The following is a 24,756-nucleotide window of genomic DNA, read 5'->3' as shown; positions in this document are numbered from 1 at the left end:
TCCCGGAGGACCAGGCGGCCATTCTCCTGGAGCCCTCGAGGGCAGAAACCCATCAGCCACACCCGGTCCTCCTGGACCGCCTAAATCTTAAGGAAGACCCATGTCCCAGGACGCCGATACGAAGACTCCGGTCGAGCCGGACACCACGCCCGTGGCGCCGCCCGCCGGTAAGACGGTGTCGCTGAAGGTCTCGACGCTGGTGACCGCGGTCGCGGCGGCCGTGCTGATCGCCGCCCTGGTGACCGTCACCGTGCTGTGGCAGTCCGCCCGCGGCGACGTGCGCTCGCACGACACCCGCGCGGCCGACGACCAGCACGCCGCGGAAGTCGCCTCCGAGTACGCCATGGGCGCGGCCAACCTCAACTACGCCGACTTCAACGCCTGGACCGCGCGGCTCAAGGCCAACACCACCCCGGCGCTGGCGGGCAAGTTCGACGCCACCTCCTCGAAGCTGCAGGAGATCCTGGTTCCGCTGAAGTGGACCTCGAGCCCGACCCTGCTGAGCGCGCAGGTGATCAACCGCGACAACAGCCTGTACAAGGTCAACGTCTATCTGAACGTGAACTCCACCAACGCCCAGAACCCCGACGGCGTGCTGACCACCGTGTACTACACGGTCGATGTCGACCCGAGCGACTGGAAGGTCACCGAGGTCGGCGGCATCGATCTGCCGCTGCCCAAGCAGTAGCCGCCCGCCGCGCGAGCGGTCACGCGGTCCGGCGTAGCTCGTCCGCCAGCCGGACCGCCAGCGCCACAATGGTCAGCGTCGGATTGGCGTGGCCGTTGGTCGGGAACACCGAACTGCCCGCGATGTACAGGTTCTCCATGCCGTGCACCCGGCAGTCGCCGTCCACCACGCCGGTGCGCGGGTCGGCGGACATGCGGGTGGCGCCGGTGGGATGCGCCCAGTCGGTGAGCCGGGCCGGCAGCGGACTGGCCTCATGCACCCATTCGTCCAGTGCGGGCGGGTCGTAGCCGAGCCGGGCGAACTCCCCGGCCACCAGGGCGGCGGCGCGGCGCACAGTGGCGTCCTCCTGGGCGCTGATCTTCCAGTCGATGCGCGGATGTGGCAGCCCGAGCCCATCGACGGTGTCGCTCAGGCTGATCCGGCTGTCCGGGTCGGGCCTCTGCTCGACCATGCAGCGCAGTTCCACCTGTTCGAGCTTGTGCGGCAGGCCGGTGTGGTTGATCAGCCGGCGTTTGGCCCCCGACAGCAGCAGGCCGGGATTGCTGGCGACGGTGCGCGCGTCGTGGAGGTTCAGGTGGCCGCGCAGCAGGTTCTTCACCGACTCCCAGGGGTCGTCCTCGGCGGGCACTTCCTGAATCCACAAGGCGCAGTTGAGGAGTCCCTCGTCGGCCTGGATCTCCGGTGAGAGCGCCAGCCCGTGCAGGAACGTGTGTTTGCCGCCGCGGGTTTTCACGACGTATTTGCCGAATCGATCCCGCGCGGCGGCGGAGGTGCGCGGGTCGAGCATGCCGACCACGCCGCAGCGATGATCCAGCAGATAACGCCCGACGACATCGTGCCGATTGCCGATTCCGGTGGGAACGATGCGATTCGAGGCGAGCAGCAGGCGCGCGTTCTCGATTCCTCCGGCGGCCAGCACAATGCGGGTGGCGTGCACGCTGCGGTCGCGTCCGGCCGAATCCGCGACGCGTAATGCCAGTACTCGCGTGCCTTCGGGATCGGTATCTATATGGGTCACCGTGGCATTCAACAGAATTCGAATATTGCTCGCGGTGATCTCCGCCGCGTGCGGTCCGAATCGCTTGGAGTCGAACGGATCGGCGGGGTCCTTGCTGATCTGCCAGAAGTAGGGCCGCAGCCAGCGCCGGTCCACCTCCTGGTGCGGCGCATGCCGATCGGCGAGTTCCCAGAACCGGTCGCCGGTGAAGCCGGCCCCGTAGCCCAGGCCCAGGTGCGCGGCCGCCCGGTCCAGATACGGTTCCACCTCGGACAATCCGATCGGCCAGCCGGAGAACGGGACCCAGGGGCGGGCCGCGAAATCGAGTTCGTCGAGTGGCGCGCAACGTCCGCTCCAGGTGTGTGAACTGCCGCCGAGAATGCGATTGCGCGCATTCCGATACGGCTGGGCCCGCGCGGCTCCGACATTCTCTATGTCATTGAGCGCATCGCGTTCGGGGGTGAGTTCGAGGCCGCCGCTTTCGAGTACCAGGACCCGCAGCGAACTTCCCGCGAGTTCGGCGGCCAAGGTCAGACCGGCCGGTCCGGAACCGATGATGCACAGGTCCGCCGCCAGCTCGCTGTCCCGCACGGTACTGAGGTCGTCGATATGCACCGGAAATCCTCCCGCACCCGCATCCACCCCCGAGAGGACGCGCTTCCCTTTGCCCGGACCTCATCGTAACCGCTCAATTGCGCGGCCGGGGCGCATCTTTCGGGTCAGCATCCGCGCTGCAGAAACGCGCGCACATAACCGGCGGACTGCCGTACATACATCCACGACCAGAACAACAGACCCGAATCACTGGGGCTGGCAACCATGGTGATCTGTCCGGAAAAGCACTTTCCGACGATGTAGCGCGCCCGCGACACGTGCGGGGTGTAGGTCACCACGATGATGTGCCGCCAGTGCCCGGCCTGGGCGCGCCGCCGGATCTCACGCGCCTCGCCCTGGGTGGTCCACGGGTCCGGTACGAAGCACGACACCGTGAAGGTGAATCCGCCGTCGCAGTAGCGGTCCATCACCGTGTCGTTCTGTCCCGTGGACCGCGAGATCAGCAGTTCCGGCGCGTACCCCTGCTGCGCGAGTTCCAGTCCCAGGTCGTAGCGCGCGTACGCGGTCCCGCCCAGCACCACGATGGCGTCGGCGGGGCGCAGCGGATCGACCTGCGGGTGCACGAACACCGGCAGTCCCGCGAACGCCAGACCGGTGATCAGCGCCGCCACCAGGGCGACGGACAGGGCGACCCTCCGGAGACCAGTCACGCCCTCGACGGTACCGATCGCCGACCGGGCTGCCCGGAACGCCCCGATCGGGCAGACTGGGGACAGCCGCGCGAACGGATCACCCAGCCACACAACATGTGTCATCCGGGAACGAGAGGAGTCCGACATGGATCTGGGCCTGCACTACTGGAACTTTTCGACCCCCGCCGAGCCCGCGCTGATCGCGCCCACCCTGGCGCGCACCGCCCGTATCGCCGAACAGGCGGGATTCGCGCAGTTCTCGGTCATGGACCACTACTTCCAGATGGAGTACACCGCCGCCCACGACGAGCCCATGCTGGAGGGCTACACCACCCTCGGCTTCGTGGCCGCGCTGACCGAGCGGATGCGGTTGGGTGTCCTGGTGACCGGCGTGATGTACCGGTATCCGGGCCTGCTGGCCAAGATCGTCACCACCCTGGACGTGCTCTCCGGCGGCCGGGCCGAACTCGGCATCGGCGCGTCCTGGTACGAGCGCGAGCAGCGCGCCCTCGGCGTGCCGGTGGTCCCGGTCGGCGAGCGATTCGAACGGCTCGAGGAGACGCTTCGCGTCTGCCTGCAGATGTGGGGCCCCGACAACGGGCCGTTCAAGGGCGAGCACTACGAGCTGGCCGAGACCGTCTGTGTGCCCGCACCGCTGTCGCGGCCGCATCCGCCCATCCTGATCGGCGGTGGTGGCGAGAAGAAGACACTGCTGCTGGTGGCCCGCTACGCCGACGCCTGCAACCTGTTCGCGAGTTCGGTCGAGGACGTCGCGCACAAACTGGAGGTGCTGCGCGGGCACTGCGCGGCCGAGGGGCGCGATTACGACGCGATCCGCAAGACCGCGCTCTATGTCGCTCCGATCGCGCTCACCGATCCCGACCAGGTGCTGCGCGACGCCGAACAGCTGGCCGGGCTGGGTATCGCCCAGCTGGACTTCATGCCAGACCGCGAGCCCGTCGCCTACGCCACCGAGTTCGCCGAGCGGCTGCTGCCGCGGCTGGCCGCCATCTGATTCCGGATTACCCGCCTGGGGTTCGGTATCATCGCGCGCGCTTGGCTTTACCACTTGGAGGACACCGTGCCCGCGAACCCCACCGCCGCCGAACTGCTGGCGACCGTCGAAGCCTCACCGCAGGCGGTCGGCGCGCACGACAAGGCCGCCTGGGTGGGCCTTTTCGCCGCCGACGGCAGCGTCGAGGACCCGGTCGGCTCGCGCCCGCACGTGGGCCGCGCCGCCATCGAGCGCTTCTACGACACCTTCATCGGACCCAACGGCATCGCCTTCGACGTCACCAATGACGTGGTGTGCGGCATGACGGTCTTCCGCGATCTGAGCATCGCCACCACCATGTCGACCGGGGTCACCCTGCACGTGCCCATGCACCTGCGCTACGACTTGGCCGAGGTGGACGACGTGCTGAAAATTCGTCGCCTGCGCGCACATTGGGAGCTGGCGGGCATGATCGGCCAGCTCATGGGATCGGGCACGAAGGGTCTGCTGGCCGGGGCCAAACTGGGCCCGCAGTTGCTGGGAAACCAGGGTCTGGGCGGCGCGATGGGCTTCATGTCCGGGCTGCGCGGTGTGGGCGCGCCGGGCAAGCAGGCGGCCGAGCGGCTGCTGGACGCGGTCTCGCGTGGCGATTCGTCCAGTGCCCGTGCCGTTCTGGCGCCGGTGCCGCGCCTGGAGTGGGGTGTCGACGGCGCGATGTCGCTGGAGGACTTCGCCACCCGGGTCAAGGGCGTGCGCTGGGACAAGGCCCTCGCCGCAGGTCATTCGGTGACGGTGTCGGTGGACACCCGCGAGGGCCGGGGCATCGCCGAATTCGACTTCGCCGAGCGCGGCCTGCGTATCGAGTCCGCGCGAATCTTCGTGTCGGCGGCCTGATTCCGGCCCCTCCGGGACGGGTCAGTCCCGGAGTCCGGCGATCTCGGCCAGGGGATTCTCCCCGCTGAACGTGGTGCCCCCGGCCGCGCCGACCACCTTTCCGTGGACGCTGATCAACCACTGTCCACACACGCAACGGTGGTACTGCACACCGCGGTGGGAGGAGATGGAGGCGGGCGAGGGCCAAGCGCAGGACGGGCATTCGGCGATCATCTGCACATCCTGCGCGCGCGAGCGGCACATGACCATGATCGACACGCGCCAATCCGGCAAATCGATGGCGTTTCTTGCACGACTCGCCGTGCATGATTTGCCAATGGGTGCAGCGCAACTCGAGCCGGTCTTTCTGACAAGCCCTGTGGTCAGACCGTTTTGCCCTTGCGCACCGCGGTCGGCGTTGCCCCCCACCAGCGCTGACAGCAGCGGGTGAACACCGACTGCTCGGCCAGCCCCAGCAGCGAGGCGACCTGGCTCATCGGCATGTCGGTGGTGGTCAGGTAGCGCCGCGCCTCCGCGCGCCGCACATCGTCCAGAATCGCCCCGAAGCTGGTGCCCTCCGAGGTGAGCCGCCGCTGCAGCGTGCGCGGGTGGATGGTGAGCAGCCGTGCCACGGCGTCGATCTCGGGGGCGGCGGTGCCCAGCAGCTTCTGGAGCGTGGTGCGCACCCGCGGGGCGAGGGCCGCGGCGGCGTCGCCGGACTGTCCGGCCAGGAAGGCCAGGGCCAGCCGGTGCAGGTTCTCGTCACCGCCCGCGAGCTGCCGGTCGCCCAGGGCGGCCGGGCCCCGCAGCAGCGCGGCCGGGCGTTCGATGCGCACGGGCGCGCCGAAGAACTCCTCGTACGCCCGGATGGGCGCGGCGGGCCGGTAGGGCAGTTCCACCGAGCGCAGCCCGTAGCGGTCCTCGACGAGCCGCTGAATCGTCCTGTGCACGAAGGCCAATCCGAGATCGGTGCCCTGCACGGGGGTGGGCGCGCCGGGCGTGCTGAGGCCGTAGCGCAGGGCGATGACGCCGCGGTCGCCGTACGGGTCGGGTTCCATGGTCAGGCTCAGCGAGCGAGCGTGCACGAACAGGTAGCGCGAGGTGCACTCCAGTACCGCGGCCAGGCTGGTGGCGTTGCGGATGGCCAGGGCCAGCGGGCCCAGCATGTCCAGATCCTGCCGCCGCGCCATGCGCAGACCCAGATCGGGACAGTCGAGCTGATGGGCGGCCAGCTCGAGCACCGCCGCCACGGCCTGGTCGGGGACCAGCAGATCGTCGGTGTCGAGGGCGGCGACCGGCAGACCGCAGGCGAGCGCCAGCTCCTCGGCGTTCCCGCCCAGCTCGGCCACGGTGGCGCGGAATCCGCGCAGGCCCGCGGATCTGATCACCGACATGTCGTCCAGGATCAAATAGTTGTCGCGTAGTGTCAAGAAACCGAATCCCGAGCCCAACAGACTGGAAGCCATGAACGCCGCGCAGACCCCCGCTGAACACCTCGACGTCGTCATCGTCGGAGCCGGGCTTTCCGGCATCGGCGCGGCGTACCGGCTCCAGACCGAGCAGCCCGGCCGCAGCTACGCCGTCCTCGAGGCGCGCGACGCGCTCGGCGGCACCTGGGACCTGTTCCGCTACCCGGGCATCCGCTCCGACAGCGACATGTTCACCCTCGGCTACCCGTTCAAGCCCTGGCGCGACGCCAAGTCCATCGCCGACGGGCCGTCCATCCTGCGCTACATCACCGAGACCGCGGCGGAGAACGGCATCGACCGGAACATTCGGTTCGGCACCAAAGTTCTTGCCGCCGAATGGAACAGCGGTGAGTCCCGCTGGACCCTGACGCTGGAGCAGCGTACCGGCGACCGGGTGGAGCGCCGCGTCCTCACCTGTGGCTTCCTGTACTCCTGCTCCGGCTACTACAACTACGACCAGGGCCACAATCCGGTGTTCCCCGGCATCGACGACTTCACCGGCACCGTGGTGCACCCCCAGTTCTGGCCCGAGGACCTGGATTACGCGGGCAAGCGCGTGGTGGTCATCGGCAGCGGCGCGACCGCGGTCACCCTGGTCCCGGCCATGGCCGAGCAGGCCGAACTGGTGACCATGTTGCAGCGCAGCCCCACCTGGATCTCCGCGGTGCCCGGCCGTGACAAGGTGGCCGACCGGATGCGCGAACTGCTGCCCGCCGATCTGGCACACCGGCTCATCCGCACCAAGAACATCCTGTTCAACATCGGCTTCTATCAGTACTGCCGCCGCCGGCCCGAGGCCGCGAAGAAGCTGCTCACCGGGCTCACCACCCGGATCCTGAAGGACGAGGCCCTGGTCGCCGAGCACTTCACCCCCGACTACGACCCGTGGGACCAGCGACTGTGCGCGGTGCCCAACGCCGACTTCTTCAAGGCCATGCGCAAGGGCAAGGCCGAGGTGGTCACCGATCACATCGAAACCTTTGTGCCCGAAGGCATCCGGCTGAAGTCCGGCACGGTGATCGAAGCCGACGTGGTGGTCACCGCCACCGGTCTGCAGCTGCTCGCGTTCGGCGGCATCGACCTGGTGGTCGACGGGACCCCGGTCGCGCTGTCGGAGCAGTTCGTCTGGCAGGGCGCCATGCTCACCGGCGTGCCCAACTTCGCGGTCTGCATCGGCTACACCAACGCCTCGTGGACGCTGCGCGCCGACCTCACCTCGCGCCTGGTCTGCAAGGTGCTCGGCTACATGGAACGCAACGGCTACACCGCGGTGGTCCCGGAGCCGGAGCGCGCGCTGCGCGAACGGCCGCTGCTGGATCTCGCGTCCGGCTACGTCCAGCGATCGATCGGTGATTTCCCGCGCCAGGGCGACCGCACTCCGTGGACGGTCCGTCAGAACTATCTGCTCGACACCGCGACGGTCATGCGCACCGATCTGAGCAAAACCCTGCGTCCGGTGGCCGCCGCGGAGTTGCAGCGGGTGTGACGCTGGTCTCACCACCACCGCCGGGTGCGAAGTTCGCGTCCGGCCGGTGGGCTCCGCGTACCCCGTGTGATTCTGTGTGGCATCCGAACGCGGAGTAGGGGAAGTCGAGGGGGAGTGGTGGTGGAGACGGAGAGCGGATTTCTGCTGCCCGCACCGGGATTCGAGCCGCCGTTGCCATCGTCGCTGCGGCCGGGCGGTGGGGCGCCGGGATGCAGGCCTCGGGTGGGCTCCGAATCAGCGGTCCGGGCTTCGCGCCCGGCCGGCCTGCAGCGGGTTTTGCGGTCTTCGCACCCTGCGAATTCCGGGCGGAGTGACGAACGCAACACCGGCGCAGGGCAATTCGCCCGAATCGCCCTGCGATCGGCGCTCGAGGTGTTGGATGGTCGGCGGCCGCCGGGGCAGTTGGCCCCGCTCGCGGAGCCCGCGGTCGTGGCCGCGGTGCGCACCCTCGCGGGCGGGCGCGGACTACCGGGGCGCGAGCTCGGCACCGCCACCCTCACCAGGGTCGATGTGATCATGACCGGGACCGCCGGGGGTGAGGTTTGCGCGGCCTACGATCGGGGCGGCCGGCATTTCGCGCTCGCGGCACGCATTGTCCGCGGTCGTTCCGGGTGGCGCTTGGCCGCATTCCGGGTGTGCTGAAGACCGGAGGGTCTCAGCGGTAATAGCTGAATTGTCTGGTGGCGCCGAATTCGATTCGCGCCTGGTTTGAATCCTGCATCCCGCGGGATTAGCATTTCGGCGAATAGCGGCACCTACACGTGGAAGGGCAGTCCATGGCGAAGAAAGTCACAGTAACTCTGGTTGACGACTACGACGGCGAATCGAAGGCCGACGAGACCGTCTTTTTCTCGATCGACGGCAACGACTTCGAGATCGATCTGTCGAACAAGAACGCCGGTAAGCTGCGGGAAGCCTTGGAACCGTGGTCGGAGAAGGCCCGCAAGGTGGGTCGTTCCAAGCGCAAGGTGGCCGCCGGCGGCCGTACCCGTCCGGCCGTGGACCGCGAGGAGAGCACCGCGATCCGGGAATGGGCGCGGGCGCAGGGTCATCAGGTTTCCTCGCGCGGTCGTATCCCGGCCGAGATCGTCGAGGCTTACCAGCGCGCCAAGAATTAGCCAGCGCAAATCCGAGCGCGGGAAATTCGGCGGGGTGCCGGGGCCGGTTGGCGGCGGCTACTGACATATCGGGCCAAAACTGACAAATCAGGCCATTAGCTCTCCTGGATTTCTCGCGACAATCGGCACGGTCGCTATGTGCGGCGACCGCACGGCCACCACCCCGGTCGAAAGTGAACAACAGGTGTCGGGGAGAATGCTTCCGAACAGAAGCAACCTGAGTTCTAGGGGTGATCGTTGTGGGCGAGACAGGTATCGAGCCCGAAAGCACCGGCCTGTACGTCGATCGGGACGGTGACATGTGGGAAAAGCGCGATGACGGCTGGCATCTGATGCTGCAGCGCGGGGTGGCGGTGGACCCGGCCTCGTTCTGGGACTGGACCGAGGGCCACGTCCGCGACTACGCCCCGTTCCTCCAGGTTCTCGCTGCCCGTTGAGGGCTCTCCTCGCACGCTAGCCCGGCGCCAAGGCGCCGCTGAGATGGTCGTAGGCCACCTGCGCGTGCAATCGCACCCCGGTGACGAGCGTGTCGTCGTCGGCGTAGAAGTGCGGATTGTGGTTCATGTAGAGCCCGCGTCCCCCGGGCGCCGGGACTGGCAGGTCTGTCTCGTCGAGCTGGGCGTCCTGCACGCCGAGCGTCACGTAGAGCCCGCCGTACCTGTTCACGAACTCGGAGACGTCGTCGTACCCGAGCGTGGGCCCGGTCGCCACCACCCGGTCGTCCCCGGCCACCCGCCGGAAGGTGGGCAGCGCCGCATCCATCCAGGCCTGCTCGTTGTGCACCGCGGGCACGTCCTGGAGGAACTCCACCGCGGCCGAACAGTTGTACGCCGCAGCGCTGTTGGTGGCCAGCGTGCGCAGCCGCGTCCGCACCTCGGCCATGTCCCGCTCGACGCTGCAGCGGATGGTGCCCCACAGGGTGACGGTCTGGCCGATGATGTTGAACCGCCCGACGTCCTCGATGTGCCCGATGCTGACGGTGATCGGGTCGAAGGCGCTGACCTGCCGGTAGAGCTGCCCGACACCGGTCAGGATCGCCCCGGCCGCGGGCATGGGATCGATGCCCATCCACGGTGTGGACCCGTGCACCTGCTGTCCGGTGACGGTGATCTTCACCAGGCTGGACGCGCCGAACTGATTGCCCACGCGATACCCGATGTAGCCCTTGGGATATGGCGTGACATGGAAGCCGAACGCCATGGTCGGGGCCGGATCGTCGAGCGCGCCCGCGTCGAGCATCGCTCGCGCGCCGCCCTTTTCGTCGACCGGCGGGCCCTCCTCGGCGGGCTGGAACACGAAAAGCACGCTGCCGGGCAGTTGTTCGCGGAGCCCGGACAGGACGGTGGCCGCGCCCATGAGCATGGCCGTATGACAGTCGTGGCCGCAGGCGTGTGACACCGGGAACGGGCCGCCGGGGTAGTCCTGATCGACCGCGTGCGAGGCGAACGGCACTCCGCACAGATCGGGCACCGGCAGCGCGTCGATGTCCGCGCGCAGCGCCACCACCCGGTCCCCGGGCAACCCGCCGCGCAGCACCCCGACCACGCCGTGTCCGGCGATGTCGGTGCGAATGTCGTCCAGGCCCAGTGACTTCAGATGGGTGGTGATCAGCGCCGCGGTCCCGGTCTCGCGATTGGACAGTTCCGGGTGCTCGTGGAGGTGTTGCCGCCATCGCACCACCTGCGCGGCCACCGCGGCCGCGCGCGTATCGAGATCTCCGTAGAGGTCGCTCATCGGGGCCGAGGCTACTACTGTGGTCACCGAGTTCGCCATCCGTTAGCTGACGCGTCGGCAGGCTCGTTGTCATACCGAGCCCTACCGGGTCTGCCGGGGCGTCACCCGAAGCCGCGAGGTGACCGCATGACGCAGGGCTGGCCCAGTTCGATGGATTCCTTCGACGATATCTTCGACCGCTTCTTCGGATCCGGAATGTCGCGCAGGCCACCGGTGCAGCGCATCGACCTGACCCGATTGCTGAGCGAGAGCGCCAAACAGGTCGTCGACACCGCGCGCCAGGCCGCCCACGACTGGGGCAGTACCGAGATCACCCCCGAGCATCTGCTCTACGCGGCGGCGGCCATCGAGCCGGCGCGCAGCATCATCGCCGAGATCGGTCGCGACCCCGAACAGTTGCGCGAGCACATGCGCACCGCGGCGGGCGGCGGCGTCGGCGCGCACGGCGACGACCACGCCCCGGCCCTGAGCCCGGCCGCCAAGCTGGCCCTGCGCAATTCGCAGCGCAGCGCCGCCGAGGCGGGCAGCAGCTACATCGGGCCCGAGCACATCCTGCTGGGCATCGCGGGCCTGCACGACAGCGCGGCCGCCCAGGCGCTGGCGGGCGCGAAGATGCCCGCGGCCACCGGGGGGCCGGCGGCCAAGGAGCCCTCCGACACCCCGACTCTGGACGAGTACGGCCGCGACCTCACCGCGGAGGCCCGCGCGGGCCAGGTCGACCCGGTGGTCGGCCGGGCCGAGGAGATCGAGCAGACCGTCGAGATCCTGTCGCGGCGGCGTAAGAACAATCCGGTGCTGATCGGTGATCCGGGCGTCGGCAAGACCGCCATCGTGGAGGGCCTGGCCCAGCGCATCGTCAACGGCGACGTACCCGCCACGCTGGCCGACCGCCGCGTGGTCGCCCTCGACGTGAGTTCCATGGTGGCGGGCAGCAAATACCGCGGCGAATTCGAGGAACGGCTCACCAAGGTGCTCGACGAGGTGCGCGCGCACTCCGACGAATTGGTGGTGTTCATCGACGAACTGCACACCATCGTGGGGGCGGGCGGTGGTGGCGAGGGTTCCATGGACGCGGGCAATATGCTCAAGCCCGCCCTGGCCCGCGGCGAATTGCACGCCATCGGCGCGACCACCATCGACGAGTACCGCAAATACATCGAGAAGGACGCGGCGCTGGAACGCCGTTTCCAGCCGGTCATGGTGTCCGAGCCGTCGGTGGCCGACACCATCGAGATCCTGCGCGGTCTGGCCGACGTGTACGAGGAGCACCACCAGGTCCGCTATCTGGACGAGGCGCTGATCGCGGCGGCCGAACTGTCCGACCGCTACCTGACCGATCGGTTCATGCCGGACAAGGCGATCGACCTGATCGACCAGGCCGGCGCCCGCGTCCGATTGCGCACGCGCACACCGGATCCCAAGGTGCGCGAGCTGGAAGATCGACTGGCGCACCTGAATCGGGAGAAGGACGCTGCGGTCAAGGGCGAGGACTACGAGAAGGCCAACAAGATCAAGGCCGAGATCACGAAGCTGGAGCGGAAGACCGCCGACGAGGTGGACCGCACCGAGATCCCGACGGTCACCATCACCGATATCGCCGAGGTGATCTCGCGCCGCACCGGCATCCCGGTCGCCGACCTGACCACCGAGGAACGCGCGAAACTGCTGAAGCTGGAACAGGATCTGCACCAGCGGGTGATCGGCCAGGAGGAGGCCATCGTCGCGGTGGCCGAGGCGGTGCGGCGCGCCCGCGCCGGACTCAAGGACCCCAACCGGCCGATCGGCTCGTTCCTGTTCCTGGGCCCCACCGGCGTCGGCAAGACCGAGCTTGCGAAAGCCCTGGCGGCCGCGGTGTTCGGCGACGAAGACCGGCTCATCCGCTTCGACATGAGCGAGTTCCAGGAGAAGCACACGGTGGCCCGGCTGGTCGGCGCCCCGCCCGGATACGTCGGCTACGACGACGCCGCCCAGCTCACCGACAAGGTCCGCCGCCAGCCCTATTCGGTGATCCTGTTCGACGAGGTCGAGAAGGCGCACCCGGATGTGTTCAATGTGCTGCTGCAGTTGCTCGACGACGGCCGGGTCACCGATTCCAAGGGCCGCACCGTCGATTTCAAGAACACCATCGTCATCCTGACCAGCAATATCGGCTCCGACCTCATCCTGTCCGCCAAGGACGGCGACCTGGATTCGATCAAGCCGCAGCTGGAGGAGCGACTACGCAAGCAGTTCCGTCCGGAGTTCCTCAACCGGCTCGACGAGACGATCATCTTCCACCGCCTCGACAAGGAGCAGCTGCGCACCATCGTCGGCCTGGTGCTGGACGGCACCCGTCGCCGGCTGCACGCCCAGGACATCGCCCTGGACGTGTCCGACCAGGCCATGGATTGGCTGGCGGACAACGGGTATCAGCCCGAGTTCGGCGCCCGCCCGCTGCGCCGCACGGTGCAGAAGGAGCTGGACAACGCCCTGGCCAAGAAGTTGTTGGAAGGCTCACTGGCGCCCGGCGACACCGTGCGCATCGACGCCGACGACAACGGATTGCTGATCGAGGCGCTGCACCACAGCGGCGGTAAGAAGACCGATGCCAAGGTCTCCGAGCAATCGATCATGACCGTCGGCAAGAGCGGCAAGAAGGGCGCCGACGGCAAGCCCGACGGTCACGGCAAGAACGGCGTGAAGCCGCCGCGCGGGAAGTCGGGGGCGGCCAAGAGCTGACCTCGGGGGCTTGCGCGTCCGACGTGAACCTGGGTTAACTTTCAGGTATGGAGAACGATCGCGACGCCGCGCCGTTGCCCCTCGGCGACCTGTTCGCCGAGGGGCCCTTCCCGCCGCATCACCCCGGCTGTTTCGGCTGTGGCCCGGCCAATCCGGCTTCCCCCGCCATGACCTTCGAACGCCACGGCGACCTGGTCCGCAGCACTTTCGTGCTGGACGAGCGGCATCAGGGCGCACCCGGTGTGGCGCACGGCGGCATCGTCTCCGCCGCCCTGGACGAGGCGTCCGGTTCGGTGCTGATGCCGCTGCAGCTGCCCGCCGTGACCGTGAAACTCGAGGTCGACTTCACGGTGCCCGTCCAGCTGCACCGAGAATTGACGGTCACCTCGAAGCTGGTCGGACGGGAAGGCCGCAAGCTGTTCATCCACACCGAGCTGACCGACGGCGACACCGTGGTCGCCACCGGCCGCGCGATCTTCGTCGAGGTCACCGCCGCCCACTTCCACCGCTTCGGTGCTACACCGGGTGAATTGTCCAGCGTCGGAGCCTGATTCGGGCTCGGGACTCAGCGCAGTCGGCGGATGTCGCCGCGTACCCGGTAGAACCCGCCGCGCGCCGACTCGGTGACCGCGTCGACCACGTACCGCGCGCCCGCCTCGCGAATCTCCCTGGGGAACTGCACATTCCAGCCGCGCTGGTACCCGGCCGAGACCACGTGCACGCGCAGGTTGCCGTTCTCCTGGACGCATTCGACCACGATGCCGTCCCCGGCGTCCGCGATCACCTCCACCGTGGCGCTGGGCATCACGGCCGAGATCTCCGGGGCCTTGATCGACAGCGTCTGCGGCAGCACGCCCTGCTCGGCGTCGCGGATGGCGGCTTCGCTGACATCCAGGCAGGCCAGGGTGCCGTTGGTGGTGACCAGGTAGAGCTTCTCGTCGTGGTACTGCATGGAGTACGCCGAGCCGCAGCCGGTGGCCAGCTTCCACAGGCGGTTGCCCGCGGCGTCGAAGCAGTACACCGACGAGTAGTTGTCGCCCGCGAACACGAAGCGCCCGTCGGGTGAGGTGGCGCAGGAGAAGACGGCCGCGTCGCACTGGTAGGTGCGTTCGGCCTGTCCGTCCTTGGCCACCATGCGCACCTGCCTGGTGCCGGTGCCCGCGTACACGGCGTCGTTCTCCTGCCAGCCGAACAGCACCGCGCCGCCGGTGCCGACCTGCCAGCGGGTGTCACCGGTGGCCAGGTCGTAGGTGGTGACGCCGTTCGAATGCCCGTGGTAAACACCGGATTCGTCGATGCGCACCATCCAGCCGGAGTCGCCGGTGCTGCGCCGCGTCCACAGCGATTCCTCCTCGTGGTCGATGACGGTGAGCCCGCCCTGCCGGTCGGAGACGCCGAGGATGCCGTCGTGGATGTCGAGCCAATAGATGTCGACATTGGCGGCGATGTCGTAGGCCGCGCGCGGCACCTTGCCGGTCAGGTCGTAGACGCGGCCGTCGTCGCAGCCCGCGTAGATCCAGAAATCGTCGGCGACAATGCACTTCACCGCGTCGGGCAGCCGGAACCGGCCGGTCACCGTGCCGTCGGGGGTGATGGTGAAGACATCGCCGTGCTCGTTGCCGACCCAGCAGCGCTCGTCGTCGACGAAGATGCCGAACGCCGCCGCGCCGGAGTCGAAGCTCCACAACACCGGGGCCTTCTTGGCGGTGGAGCGCTGACTGACGATGGCGCGCCGGGTGACCGGCCGTGCCGCGCGGGCGCCCATCACCGCGGGCGCGTAACCCTTGCGCATCTTCTCGCCGACCTTCTTGGCCGCCGCCGCGCGCGCCTTCTCCGCTGTCGGGAACGAACTCACCTGTCGTGCCCCGGCGTCGCCGATGCGCCCGTATCGGATCGTCACCTGCGTCCCGGTCACGACGACCTCGTAGAACTTGTGTGCCGTACCGCTGTCCTGGGACAGTTCCAGGTACGTGGTCTCCCCGCCGCTCATGCCTTGCTCCAAGATTCACGTTCAACTCGATGTGCGGCGAAAACTAACAAGGCCCACCGACATTCGGCATCTGCCGAGGTCGACGGCCCGTGGGAGAAGGGGAATGCGCTCCATCGCCGCGCGGGACTCCCCGCGCGGCGTCGGAACACTCGGCCCGTCGTCAGCCGACGGCGATCATGCGGGCCGCGTTGGCGGCCTCGTCGTCCTGCTTCTCGTTGGCGGCCAGCTCGGCGTGCACGCGGTCGAAGTAGCGGTTGATCTCGGCATTGGTGCGCTCGTCGTCCCAGCCCAGGTGCGGGGCGATGAGCCGGGCGATCTCGCGCGCCGCCCGCAGTCCGCGGTCGGGCACCTCGATCGAGATGCGGGTGCGGCGGGTGAGCAGGTCGTCCAGGTGCAGCGCGCCCTCGTGGGTGGCGGCGTAGACGGCTTCCGCGCCCAGGTAGTCCTCCGCGCCCGGAATCGGTTCGGCCAGTGCGGGAACCGCCGCGATGAGGTCGAAGATCTCGTCGGTCAGCGAGCCGTAGCGGCCCAGCAGGTGGGTGACGGTCTGCTCCGGCAGCCCGGCGGCCGCGGCCACCTCGGGCGCCCGGTCGAGCAGCTCCTGGTAGCCGACCGCGCCCAGGATGGGCAGGTTCGCGGTCACCGAGGGCGCGACATCGCTGCCCAGACGTTCGGCGGCGGCGTCCACCACGTCGGCGGCCATCACCCGGTAGGTGGTGTACTTGCCGCCCGCGATGACGAACAGGCCCGGGGCGGGCTCGGCCACCGCGTGTTCGCGTGAGAGCTTCGAGGTCTCCTTGGACGCGCCGGTCATGAGCGGCCGCAGGCCCGCGTAGGTGCCGACGATGTCGGCGCGGGTGAGCGGTTCGCGCAGCAGCGAATTGACGTGGTCGAGGATGTACTGGACATCCCCGGCGGTGGCGGTCGGGTGGTTCTTGTCCAGCGACCAATCGGTGTCGGTGGTGCCGATGATCCAGTGCTCGGCCCACGGGATGACGAACAGCACCGACTTCTCGGTCTTCATGGCGATGCCGGTGCCCAGGTCGAGCTTCTCGCGCGGCACCATGATGTGCACGCCCTTGGACATGCGCACATGGAACGGGAACTCCACGCCGGTCATCTTGATCATGTCGTCGGTCCACACACCGGTCGCCGAGATCACGGTTCGGGCCCGGATGCTGTGCTCCAGACCGGTTTCCAGGTCCACGACCTTCGCGCCGGCGATCCGCTCGCCGTCGCGCAGCAGGCCGGTGACCTTGGTGCGGGTCAGCACGGTCGCGCCGTGCTGGGCCGCGGTGCGCGCGATCATCATGGTGTGGCGGGCGTCGTCGACCTGCGCGTCGTAGTAGCGGATGGCGCCGGTCATGGCGTCTTCCTTGAGTGCGGGCGCCAATTCCAGTGCGCGGGAACGGCTCAGGTGCTTGTGCATCGGCACCGAGCGCGCGCCGCCCATGGTGTCGTAGAGGGCGATGCCCGCGCCGATGTAGAAGCGCTCGTAGTGCTTCTGCAGCGGGAACAGGAACGACACCGGGTGGACCAGGTGCGGGGCCAGCTTGTTGAGCAGCAGGCCGCGTTCCTTCAAAGCCTCACGGACCAGGGCGAAGTCGTACTGCTCGAGGTAGCGCAGGCCGCCGTGGATGAGCTTGGACGACCGGCTCGAGGTGCCGGCCGCGAAGTCGCGCGCCTCGACCAGGGTGACGGACAGCCCGCGCGAGGCGGCGTCGAGGGCGGCGCCCGCTCCGGTCACTCCACCTCCGATCACGAGCACGTCGATTTCGGTGTCGCCGAGCGAATCAATCGCCCGGGCGCGGTAGGCGGGATCCAGTTGTGCGGACACGAAATGCTCCTTGCTATCGGTGTTTTCAGGCTTGTGATGGGTGCCGGTCACCGTTCAGTCCTCGTCGTCGAGGTCGACCCAGTCGAGGGTGCGGGACACCGCTTTGAGCCAGCGGGCGTAACCGCGCTGCCGCTGCTCTTCGGTCATGGCGGGTTGCCAGTTCCGGTCCTCGTGCCAGTTGGCGACGAGTTCGTCCGTGCTGCTCCAGAATCCGACCGCGAGCCCGGCCGCGTAGGCGGCGCCGAGCGCGGTGGTCTCGGAGACGACCGGCCGCGAGACCGGGACGCCGAGAAAGTCGGCCTGGATCTGCATGGCGAGTTCGTTGGCGGTGACGCCGCCGTCCACGCGCAGCGTGTCGAGGGTGACGCCGGAGTCCTGCTGCATGGCCTCGACCACATCGCGGGTCTGGTAGCAGATGGATTCCAGTGTGGCCCTGGCGATGTGGGCATTGTTGCTGTAGCGCGACAGGCCCACGATGACGCCGCGGGCATCGGCGCGCCAGTAGGGCGCGAACAGGCCGGAGAAGGCGGGCACGAAATAGACGCCGCCATTGTCGGAGACCTGCCGGGCCAGGGCCTCGACCCGCTCCGCGCCGGAGATGATGCCGAGCTGATCGCGCAGCCACTGCACGGCCGACCCGGTGACGGCGATCGAGCCCTCCAGCGCGTACACCGCCTTGTCGTCGCCGAACTGGTAGGCGACGGTGGTGAGCAGCCCGTGCTTGGAGCGCACGATCTCGGTGCCGGTGTTCAGCATGAGGAAATTGCCGGTGCCATAGGTGTTCTTGGCCTCACCCGGGCGGAAGCAGACCTGGCCGACGGTGGCGGCCTGCTGATCGCCGAGCACGCCCGTGATCGGGACCTCACCCTTGAACGGACCGCCGGCGAAGGTGACGCCGAAACCCTCCGGATTCGAGGAGGGCGCGATGCGCGGCAGCATGGCGCGCGGCACGCCGAACACCGCGAGCAATTCCTCGTCCCAGTCCAGGGTTTCGAGATCCATGAGCATGGTGCGCGAGGCGTTCGTGGGGTCGGTGATGTGCACACCGCCGTGGACGCCGCCGGTGAGGTTCCAGATGATCCAGGCGTCGGGGGTGCCGAAGAGGGCGTCACCGGCTTCCGCGTCCTCGCGTACGCCGGGAACGTTGTCGAGGATCCACTTCAGCTTGCCGCCGGAGAAGTACGGGGCGGGCGGCAGTCCGGCGCGTTCGCGGATCAGATCGCCCTTGCCCGCCTTCTCCACCTCGGCCACGATGCGGTCGGTGCGGGTGTCCTGCCAGACGATGGCGTTGTAGTAAGGGCGTCCGGTGTGGCGGTTCCACACGATGGTGGTCTCGCGCTGATTGGTGACGCCGACGGCGGCCAGGTCGTTCGCGGTCAGACCGGCGCCGGCCAGGGCGCTCTTGATGACGGTGCGGGCGCGCTCCCAGATCTCGTCGGGATTGTGTTCCACCCACCCGGCCTGCGGGAGAATCTGCTCATGTTCGAGCTGATGGCGGGCAACCACAGTGCCGCCGTGGTCGAACACCATGAAGCGCGTGGAGGTCGTGCCCTGATCGATGGCTCCGACATACTGCGTCATCGCGGTCCTTTCGGGAAGCTCGCCATTGAGTCCGATATCCCTGGGTCCCCGGGGGTGGCGGCGGGGGTCGAGAGGGTGGAACCGGCGCCTACCGGGTCCGATCACCACGCTACGAAGTGGAATGTCGTCCGCACAGAGGAAGTGTTCGACAATGCCGAACGGTTAGCTGGTAGGTTACGAACATGCCGGGTCCGATTCAGTCGATCGAACGCGCCGCGGCCATGCTGCGGCTGCTGGCCCGCGGTTCCGGGCGGATGGCGGTCGGCGAGATCGCGGCGGCGCTCGGCCTGGCCAAGCCCACCGCGCACGGCATTCTCCGGACCCTGCAGGGCGTCGGATTCGTCGATCAGGACCCGGTCAGCGGCAAATACCTGCTGAGCCCGGCCTTGCAGGATCTCGGGGCCGGACATCTGGACGCCAACGAACTCCGCTCCCGCGCCATCAACCGGGCCGACGCCCTGGCCGCGCGCAGCGGCGAATCGGTGCGCATCGCCGCCCCCGTGGAGGGCGGCGTGGTGGTCGTCCACCACGTCTTCCGCCCCGACAACACCGAACAGGAACTCGCGGTCGGCGAGGAACTGCCGCCGCACGCGACCGCGCTGGGCAAGGTGCTGCTGGCCTACGACGGCGACCTCGCCGACGGGATGCGCGACGGCGCGCTGCCCGCCCTCACCCATCGCACCATCACCGATGCGGCGGCATTGCGGCGGACGATCGCCGAGGTCCGGCGCGCCGGATGGGCGGGCGATATCGGCGAATACCGTTCCGGCGAGGCGAGTGTCGCCGCGCCGATTCGCTCCCGGGGTGGTTTGGTGGTCGGAGCCATCGGCATCACCGGGCCGATCGACCGGCTCTGCGACGGACAGCTGCGCATCCGGTCCGCACCGGTCACCCAGGTCGCCGACGCGGCGGCCGCGGTCTCCCGGGATCTCGGTGGCGCGCAATGACTTTCCCGGACAGGAGCGGTCACGCATGACGCAGCGGTTCGTGCTCGCCATCGACCAGGGCACCACCTCGACCCGCGCCATCCTCTTCGATCAGCGCGCCCGCCTGAGCGGCGTGGCGCAGCGCGAGCACCGCCAGTACTACCCGCGGCCGGGCTGGATGGAGCAGGACGCGGTGCAGATCTGGCGCAATGTGGAGCGCATCGTGCCCGCGGCCCTGCGGGATTCGGGCATCACCGCCGATCAGGTGGCGGCGGTGGGTATCGCGAATCAGCGTGAGACCACCGTGGTGTGGGACCGCGCCACCGGCGCGCCGGTCGCCCGCGCCATCGTGTGGCAGGACGTGCGCACCGAGGATCTGGTCGAGCGTATGCGAGAAACCCCTGGGGCGGAACGCATCCGGGAGCTCTGCGGTTTGCCGCTGGCCACCTACTTCGCCGCGCCCCGGCTGCGCTGGCTGCTCGACCGCACACCGGGCCTGCGGGATCGGGCCGAACGCGGCGAGGTGCTGTTCGGGACCATGGAGACCTGGCTGATCTGGAACCTCACCGGGGGACCGGACGGGGGAGTGCACGTCACCGACGTCACCAATGCCGGACGCACCCTGCTGATGAATCTGGCCACGCTGCAATGGGATCCGGAACTGCTGCGGTTCTTCGACATTCCGCGGGCCATGCTGCCGGCCATCCAGCCGTCCACCGGCGACTTCGGGACCGCTGCGAAGGTGCTGCCCGGCGTGCGCATCGCGGCGGCGCTCGGGGACCAGCACGCGGCGCTGTTCGGCCAGACGTGTTTCGCGCCGGGCGAGACCGAATGTACGTACGGCACTGGTGGATTCCTCTTGATGAACACCGGCAAGGAGCTGGTGCGGTCCGAACACGGGCTGCTCACCACCATCGGCTACCAGGTGGGCCCGGAGCCGGTGTACGCCCTGGAGGGCCCGATCGCGGTGACCGGCTCGCTGGTGCAGTGGCTGCGCGACAATATCGGCCTGATCGCGAGCGCTCCCGAGATCGAAACCCTCGCGGGCACAGTGGAAGACAATGGCGGCTGCTATCTGGTGCCCGCCTTCTCCGGCCTGTACGCGCCGCACTGGCGCAGCGACGCGCGCGGGCTGCTCATCGGGCTCACCTCGTACATCACCAAGGGCCACATAGCGCGGGCCGTGCTGGAGGCGACGGCGTGGCAGACCCGCGACGTGCTCGAGGCCATGAACGCCGATTCCGGGCTGCGGGCCGGATCTCTGCGGGTGGCCGGCGGCATGACCTCGGACAACCTGCTCATGCAGATCGTCGCCGACGTCCTCGACATCCCGGTGCTGCGCCCGATCGTGGCCGAGACGGTGTCGCTGGGCGCGGCCTACGCGGCGGGCCTGGCGGTCGGTTTCTGGCCGGATCTCGAGGGCCTGCGCCACAATTGGCGCGTCGCGGCCCAATGGCTGCCGCGCATGGACCCCGCGCTGCGCGCCGAAGAATACGACAACTGGCGGCGGGCGGTGGAGCTTACCTTCGGTTGGCTGCGCCCCAAGAAGCCCTTGACCTAACGTGGCAGGTATGCGGCTCTACGTCGGTTGCGCAATGTGGACACACCCGGACTGGCAGGAGAAGCCGATACCCCCGGCCGAACGCCTGCGCAACTACTCCTCCTGGTGCAACGCGGTGGAGGGCAACACCACCTTCTACGCCGTCCCGCAGCGCCGCACCGTCCAATCCTGGGCCCGGCAAACCGATCCCGACTTCCGGTTCGTCATGAAGCTGCCCCGCACCATCACCCATGACCGCCGTCTCACCGGCGTGGACGACGAGATGTCGGGCTTCCTCGACGCCATCGAACCATTGGGCCGCCGCCTGCACGCGCTGTGGATCCAGCTGCCGGGCTCGTTCACCAACCTGACCGCGCTGGCCGACCTGCTCCAGGCCATCCCGTCCCACCACCGCTGCGCCGTGGAGGTGCGCCACCCGGCCTTCTTCGAGAACCCACGCGCCACAGCGCAACTCGAAGCGGTGTTGAACGCGGCCGGGGCCGAGTGGATACCCTTCGACACCACTGTGCTGTTCGCCGCGCCACCCACCAGCGCCGCCGAGTACGAGGCGTCGTCGAAGAAGCCGGCCAACCCCCGTCGCACCCGCGCGCTCACCGAGTTCCCGATCGTCCGCTATCACGGCCGCGACGACACCGCCGCCACCGTGGCGGGCTGGCAGCCGTGGATCGACACCACCGTCGGCTGGCTGCGGGAAGGTCGTTCCCCCACGGTGTTCATCCACACGCCGGACAACGCGGCCTCCCGCGCCCTGGCCCGCCGCTTCCACGCCGAGGTGGCCGCGCGGGTGCCCGATCTGGAGCCCCTGCCGACCCCCGAACCCACCGATCCGATGACCCTGTTCTGACGAGCCGGCGGCACACGGTGGATGTCGTCCGGTCACCGTGCGCCGCCGGGGGGCTCAGCCGATCAGCAGGGGCGGGGTGCCGCTGCGCCGGGCCTCGCGGGCCAGGGACTTGTCCCGCTGTTCCTCGAACCGGACCACGTCCTTCTGGAGCTTGTCCAGGTACATTCCGACCTCGTTGCGGCGGCGGTCGCCCTCGGGCCCGAAGTCGTTGCGCTCGAAGATGTTCCACTTCTTGAGGTTGGGCAGCAGCACTTCCTCCAGGTGCTGGCGCAGATCGTAGATGCCGTGCTTGGCCATCAGCACGCCGTTGCGGCGGAAGTTGGGCATCCCCAGGCCGGGCATCTGGAAGCGGAGCACGACATTGGTGATGGCCTCCATGGCCTGGTCCGGTGAGAGGTCCAGGGCCGCGGCGCACATATTGCGGTAGAAGATCATGTGCAGGTTCTCGTCGGCGGCGATGCGCTGCAGCATGCGGTCCGCTATGGGGTCTTCGCACGCTTTGCCGGTATTGCGGTGCGACACGCGCGTCGCCAATTCCTGGAACGTCACATAGGCGACCGAATGCATGAATCCGGCGTCGACGGGCACGTAGTCGGTCCCGGCGTGTTTCTTGATCAGCTGGGCGGCGTTGTAGCCGCTCGTCATGTGCGTCATCCGCGCCTGCTCCAGCGCCACCGGATCCACGCCCCGGGTGACGACCAGATAGTCCCGGATCACGATGCCGTGCCGGTTCTCCTCGGCGGTCCAGCGGCCCACCCAGGTGCCCCACGGGCCGTCCTGAGAGAAGTTCTCGGCGATTTCCCGGTGATAGCTGGGCAGATTGTCCTCGGTGAGAAGATTGGTGATCATTGCCGCCTTGGCGACTTCGCTGAGTGCCGACTGCTCCGGCTGCCAGTCCGTGCCGTCCATAGCTGCGAAGTTGCGACCCTGGTCCCACGGGACGTAGTCGTGGGGGTGCCAGTCCTTGGCCATCGATAGATGGCGGTGCACGTTCTGCTCGGCAATCGGTTCCAGCTCGAGGAGCAGCTCCAACTGCGTGAGACTCCTGGTCACGATCGTATGCCCTCCCTTGAAATGGCTCGGCACTGCGGGAATGATGCTCGGGAGATCCGGCGATCGGCCGCCGCGTCGAGAGGGATCCGGGTGATTGAAAAAGGGATGCCCGCGTGTCGCTTAATGGGACTGGTCGGCTTCGCCTCGGATAATCTAGCTCAGTTCGCCGAATATTGTCCTCATCACCCCGCCGGAGTCTCTACAGCCGGGCCCGTTCGTCAGCTTCCACCTGCCCTTGACAGCCCACGCGGATCGATACCAGATTCGCCGAAGCATTGCTACGGAGAGTGTGAACATGCAGACGCCCAACCGCCGGAAATATCCCAGTGTCGTCGTCACTTCGCTGGCAGCGACCACCTCGATCGCGGGTGACGTCGACTCGACGTGGAAGGGGTTACTCAACGGCGAGAGCGGGATCGACGTTCTCGAGGACAGCTTCCTCGACGACTTCGGCCTCCCCGTCCGAATCGGCGGGCACCTCAAGGTGTTGCCCACCGACCAGCTGTCCGAGGCGGAGGCCCGGCGCCTGTCCTACGTCGAGCAGATGGCGATGGTGCTGGCTCGGGAGGTCTGGGTCAACGCCGGATCCCCGCAGGTCGACCAGGATCGCCTCGCGGTCTCCATCGGCACCGGACTGGGCGGCGCGGAGATGCTCATCGCCACCCGCGACAAGCTGGTCAACGGCGGTTACCGGAAGGTGTTGCCGCACACCGTGCAAGCCGTCATGCCCAACGGCGCGGCCGCCTGCGTGGGTGTCGAACTGGGTGCGAGGGCCGGTGTGTCAACGCCTGTTTCGGCTTGTTCGTCCGGTTCGGAGGCGATCGCGAACGCCTGGCGCACGGTCGTCATGGGTGATGCCGACATGGTGGTCACCGGCGGCGTCGAAGGTTCCATCCAGGCGCTGCCCATCGCGGGGTTCTCCATGATGCGCGCCATGAGCACCCGCAACCACGACCCCAAGGGCGCCTCCCGCCCCTTCGACATGGAGCGCGACGGTTTCGTCTTCGGCGAGGCCGGGGCGCTCATGGTGATCGAGACCGAGGACCACGCCAAGGCGCGCGGGGCCACCATCCACGCCCGCATCATGGGCGCGGGCATCACCTCCGACGGGTTCCACCTGGTGGCCCCCGATCCGGAGGGCACCGGCGCGGCGCGCGCCATGAGCCGCGCCATGGAGTTCGCGGGCTTGGCCAAATCCGATGTCACGCACATCAATGCGCACGCCACCGCCACCCCGATCGGGGATACCGCGGAGGCCAACGCGATTCAGCAAGCGGTCGGCAATCATGCCGCGGTATACGCGCCCAAGTCCGCGCTCGGACATTCGATCGGCGCGGTCGGTGCGCTGGAGTCGGTCATCACCGTGCTCAGCGTGCGGGACGGAATCATCCCTCCCACACTGAATCTGGAGAACCAGGACCCGGAGATCGACCTCGACGTGGTGAAGGGCCAGGCCCGGCCGGGGCGCTACGACTACGCGCTCAACAACTCCTTCGGCTTCGGCGGGCACAACGTCGCCATCGCTTTCGGCAGGTACTGACCCTCTGCTAGAGTCCCGAAGCCCCCAGCTACATTCGGGCTTTCGTGTCGATCTTTGTTCGGTGTCACTGCGCGGTTCTGACGGACCGCGAGCTGAAAAA

At 68.4% G+C, this 24,756-nt stretch carries 22 protein-coding genes; 13 read left to right on the top strand and 9 right to left on the bottom strand.

Features of this window, described 5'->3' with window-relative positions:
* Positions 1-100: 100 nt before the first annotated feature.
* The gene (locus tag ACFYTS_RS26880) at positions 101-688 is read left to right on the top strand and encodes a hypothetical protein (RefSeq protein ID WP_357288684.1); all 588 of its coding nucleotides are present in this window, start codon (positions 101-103) and stop codon (positions 686-688) included.
* A gap of 19 nt (positions 689-707) precedes the next feature.
* Here the strand turns inward: ACFYTS_RS26880 and ACFYTS_RS26875 are convergent, their stop codons facing one another.
* Positions 708-2,300: a GMC oxidoreductase gene (locus ACFYTS_RS26875; protein WP_387308045.1), complete on the bottom strand. Its 1,593-nt coding sequence runs from the start codon at positions 2,298-2,300 to the stop codon at positions 708-710.
* A gap of 104 nt (positions 2,301-2,404) precedes the next feature.
* Entirely contained in the window at positions 2,405-2,950 is a 546-nt protein-coding gene (locus ACFYTS_RS26870; RefSeq protein WP_387308043.1) for a YdcF family protein, read from the bottom strand.
* Positions 2,951-3,077: 127 nt separating this feature from the next.
* Here ACFYTS_RS26870 and ACFYTS_RS26865 point away from each other — a divergent pair, with 127 nt between their 5' ends.
* Complete coding sequence (locus ACFYTS_RS26865; protein WP_357288678.1) at positions 3,078-3,947, top strand: LLM class F420-dependent oxidoreductase; 870 nt, start codon at positions 3,078-3,080, stop codon at positions 3,945-3,947.
* A 66-nt stretch (positions 3,948-4,013) separates the two neighbouring features.
* Positions 4,014-4,820 carry a nuclear transport factor 2 family protein gene (locus tag ACFYTS_RS26860; protein ID WP_387308040.1) on the top strand — a complete coding sequence of 269 codons (807 nt, stop codon included), beginning with the start codon at positions 4,014-4,016 and terminating at the stop codon, positions 4,818-4,820.
* A 21-nt stretch (positions 4,821-4,841) separates the two neighbouring features.
* Here ACFYTS_RS26860 and ACFYTS_RS26855 read toward each other — a convergent pair whose 3' ends face one another.
* Complete coding sequence (locus tag ACFYTS_RS26855; RefSeq protein ID WP_357288717.1) at positions 4,842-5,069, bottom strand: hypothetical protein; 228 nt, start codon at positions 5,067-5,069, stop codon at positions 4,842-4,844.
* 113 nt (positions 5,070-5,182) lie between these two features.
* On the bottom strand, positions 5,183-6,193 hold the full coding sequence (locus tag ACFYTS_RS26850; protein ID WP_387308038.1) for an AraC family transcriptional regulator ligand-binding domain-containing protein: 1,011 nt from the start codon (positions 6,191-6,193) through the stop codon (positions 5,183-5,185).
* A 70-nt stretch (positions 6,194-6,263) separates the two neighbouring features.
* Here ACFYTS_RS26850 and ACFYTS_RS26845 point away from each other — a divergent pair, with 70 nt between their 5' ends.
* The 4 genes from ACFYTS_RS26845 (at position 6,264) to ACFYTS_RS26830 (ending at position 9,309) form a co-directional block, all read left to right on the top strand.
* Positions 6,264-7,754, top strand: a complete 1,491-nt coding sequence (locus ACFYTS_RS26845; RefSeq protein WP_387308036.1) for a flavin-containing monooxygenase — start codon at positions 6,264-6,266, stop codon at positions 7,752-7,754.
* Between the two features lie 24 nt (positions 7,755-7,778).
* On the top strand, positions 7,779-8,396 hold the full coding sequence (locus tag ACFYTS_RS26840) for an Rv3235 family protein (protein ID WP_387308034.1): 618 nt from the start codon (positions 7,779-7,781) through the stop codon (positions 8,394-8,396).
* 134 nt (positions 8,397-8,530) lie between these two features.
* Positions 8,531-8,872 carry an Lsr2 family protein gene (locus ACFYTS_RS26835; RefSeq protein ID WP_213561466.1) on the top strand — a complete coding sequence of 114 codons (342 nt, stop codon included), beginning with the start codon at positions 8,531-8,533 and terminating at the stop codon, positions 8,870-8,872.
* Positions 8,873-9,111: 239 nt separating this feature from the next.
* Positions 9,112-9,309, top strand: coding sequence for a hypothetical protein (locus ACFYTS_RS26830; RefSeq protein ID WP_357288663.1), 198 nt, complete (start codon positions 9,112-9,114; stop codon positions 9,307-9,309).
* Between the two features lie 16 nt (positions 9,310-9,325).
* Here ACFYTS_RS26830 and ACFYTS_RS26825 read toward each other — a convergent pair whose 3' ends face one another.
* A complete protein-coding gene (locus ACFYTS_RS26825) occupies positions 9,326-10,606 on the bottom strand; it encodes a M20 family metallopeptidase (RefSeq protein ID WP_387308032.1) in 1,281 nt (426 codons plus the stop codon).
* 126 nt (positions 10,607-10,732) lie between these two features.
* Here ACFYTS_RS26825 and ACFYTS_RS26820 point away from each other — a divergent pair, with 126 nt between their 5' ends.
* Positions 10,733-13,324 (top strand): ATP-dependent Clp protease ATP-binding subunit, encoded by a 2,592-nt coding sequence (locus ACFYTS_RS26820; protein ID WP_387308030.1) that lies wholly within the window; start codon positions 10,733-10,735, stop codon positions 13,322-13,324.
* Positions 13,325-13,371: 47 nt separating this feature from the next.
* Positions 13,372-13,875, top strand: coding sequence for a PaaI family thioesterase (locus ACFYTS_RS26815; RefSeq protein WP_357288654.1), 504 nt, complete (start codon positions 13,372-13,374; stop codon positions 13,873-13,875).
* Positions 13,876-13,889: 14 nt separating this feature from the next.
* Here the strand turns inward: ACFYTS_RS26815 and ACFYTS_RS26810 are convergent, their stop codons facing one another.
* The 3 genes from ACFYTS_RS26810 to glpK (ACFYTS_RS26800) all read right to left on the bottom strand — a co-directional run bounded on the left by ACFYTS_RS26810 (position 13,890) and on the right by glpK (ACFYTS_RS26800) (position 18,732).
* Positions 13,890-15,314, bottom strand: coding sequence for a WGR domain-containing protein (locus tag ACFYTS_RS26810; RefSeq protein ID WP_387308028.1), 1,425 nt, complete (start codon positions 15,312-15,314; stop codon positions 13,890-13,892).
* A gap of 160 nt (positions 15,315-15,474) precedes the next feature.
* Complete coding sequence (gene glpD, locus ACFYTS_RS26805; RefSeq protein WP_387308026.1) at positions 15,475-17,151, bottom strand: glycerol-3-phosphate dehydrogenase; 1,677 nt, start codon at positions 17,149-17,151, stop codon at positions 15,475-15,477.
* A 54-nt stretch (positions 17,152-17,205) separates the two neighbouring features.
* Positions 17,206-18,732, bottom strand: coding sequence for a glycerol kinase GlpK (gene glpK, locus ACFYTS_RS26800; RefSeq protein ID WP_387308024.1), 1,527 nt, complete (start codon positions 18,730-18,732; stop codon positions 17,206-17,208).
* A 182-nt stretch (positions 18,733-18,914) separates the two neighbouring features.
* Here glpK (ACFYTS_RS26800) and ACFYTS_RS26795 point away from each other — a divergent pair, with 182 nt between their 5' ends.
* From ACFYTS_RS26795 to ACFYTS_RS26785, 3 genes are read left to right on the top strand one after another with little or no spacing between them, the layout of a single operon-like run.
* Positions 18,915-19,679 carry an IclR family transcriptional regulator gene (locus tag ACFYTS_RS26795; protein ID WP_387308022.1) on the top strand — a complete coding sequence of 255 codons (765 nt, stop codon included), beginning with the start codon at positions 18,915-18,917 and terminating at the stop codon, positions 19,677-19,679.
* 25 nt (positions 19,680-19,704) lie between these two features.
* Positions 19,705-21,219 carry a glycerol kinase GlpK gene (glpK, locus tag ACFYTS_RS26790; protein ID WP_387308020.1) on the top strand — a complete coding sequence of 505 codons (1,515 nt, stop codon included), beginning with the start codon at positions 19,705-19,707 and terminating at the stop codon, positions 21,217-21,219.
* A gap of 10 nt (positions 21,220-21,229) precedes the next feature.
* Complete coding sequence (locus tag ACFYTS_RS26785; protein ID WP_387308018.1) at positions 21,230-22,063, top strand: DUF72 domain-containing protein; 834 nt, start codon at positions 21,230-21,232, stop codon at positions 22,061-22,063.
* Positions 22,064-22,117: 54 nt separating this feature from the next.
* On the opposite strand, the gene ACFYTS_RS26780 is transcribed toward ACFYTS_RS26785, so the two are convergent.
* Positions 22,118-23,116 carry an acyl-ACP desaturase gene (locus tag ACFYTS_RS26780; protein WP_387308016.1) on the bottom strand — a complete coding sequence of 333 codons (999 nt, stop codon included), beginning with the start codon at positions 23,114-23,116 and terminating at the stop codon, positions 22,118-22,120.
* A gap of 295 nt (positions 23,117-23,411) precedes the next feature.
* Between ACFYTS_RS26780 and ACFYTS_RS26775 the strand changes: the two genes are divergently transcribed.
* Positions 23,412-24,656 (top strand): KasA/KasB family beta-ketoacyl-ACP synthase, encoded by a 1,245-nt coding sequence (locus ACFYTS_RS26775; protein WP_387308014.1) that lies wholly within the window; start codon positions 23,412-23,414, stop codon positions 24,654-24,656.
* Positions 24,657-24,756 lie beyond the last annotated feature (100 nt).

The organism is Nocardia sp. NPDC004151 (assembly GCF_042874235.1).
GTDB lineage: Bacteria > Actinomycetota > Actinomycetes > Mycobacteriales > Mycobacteriaceae > Nocardia.
This window is presented reverse-complemented; position numbering and strand designations above follow the sequence as displayed.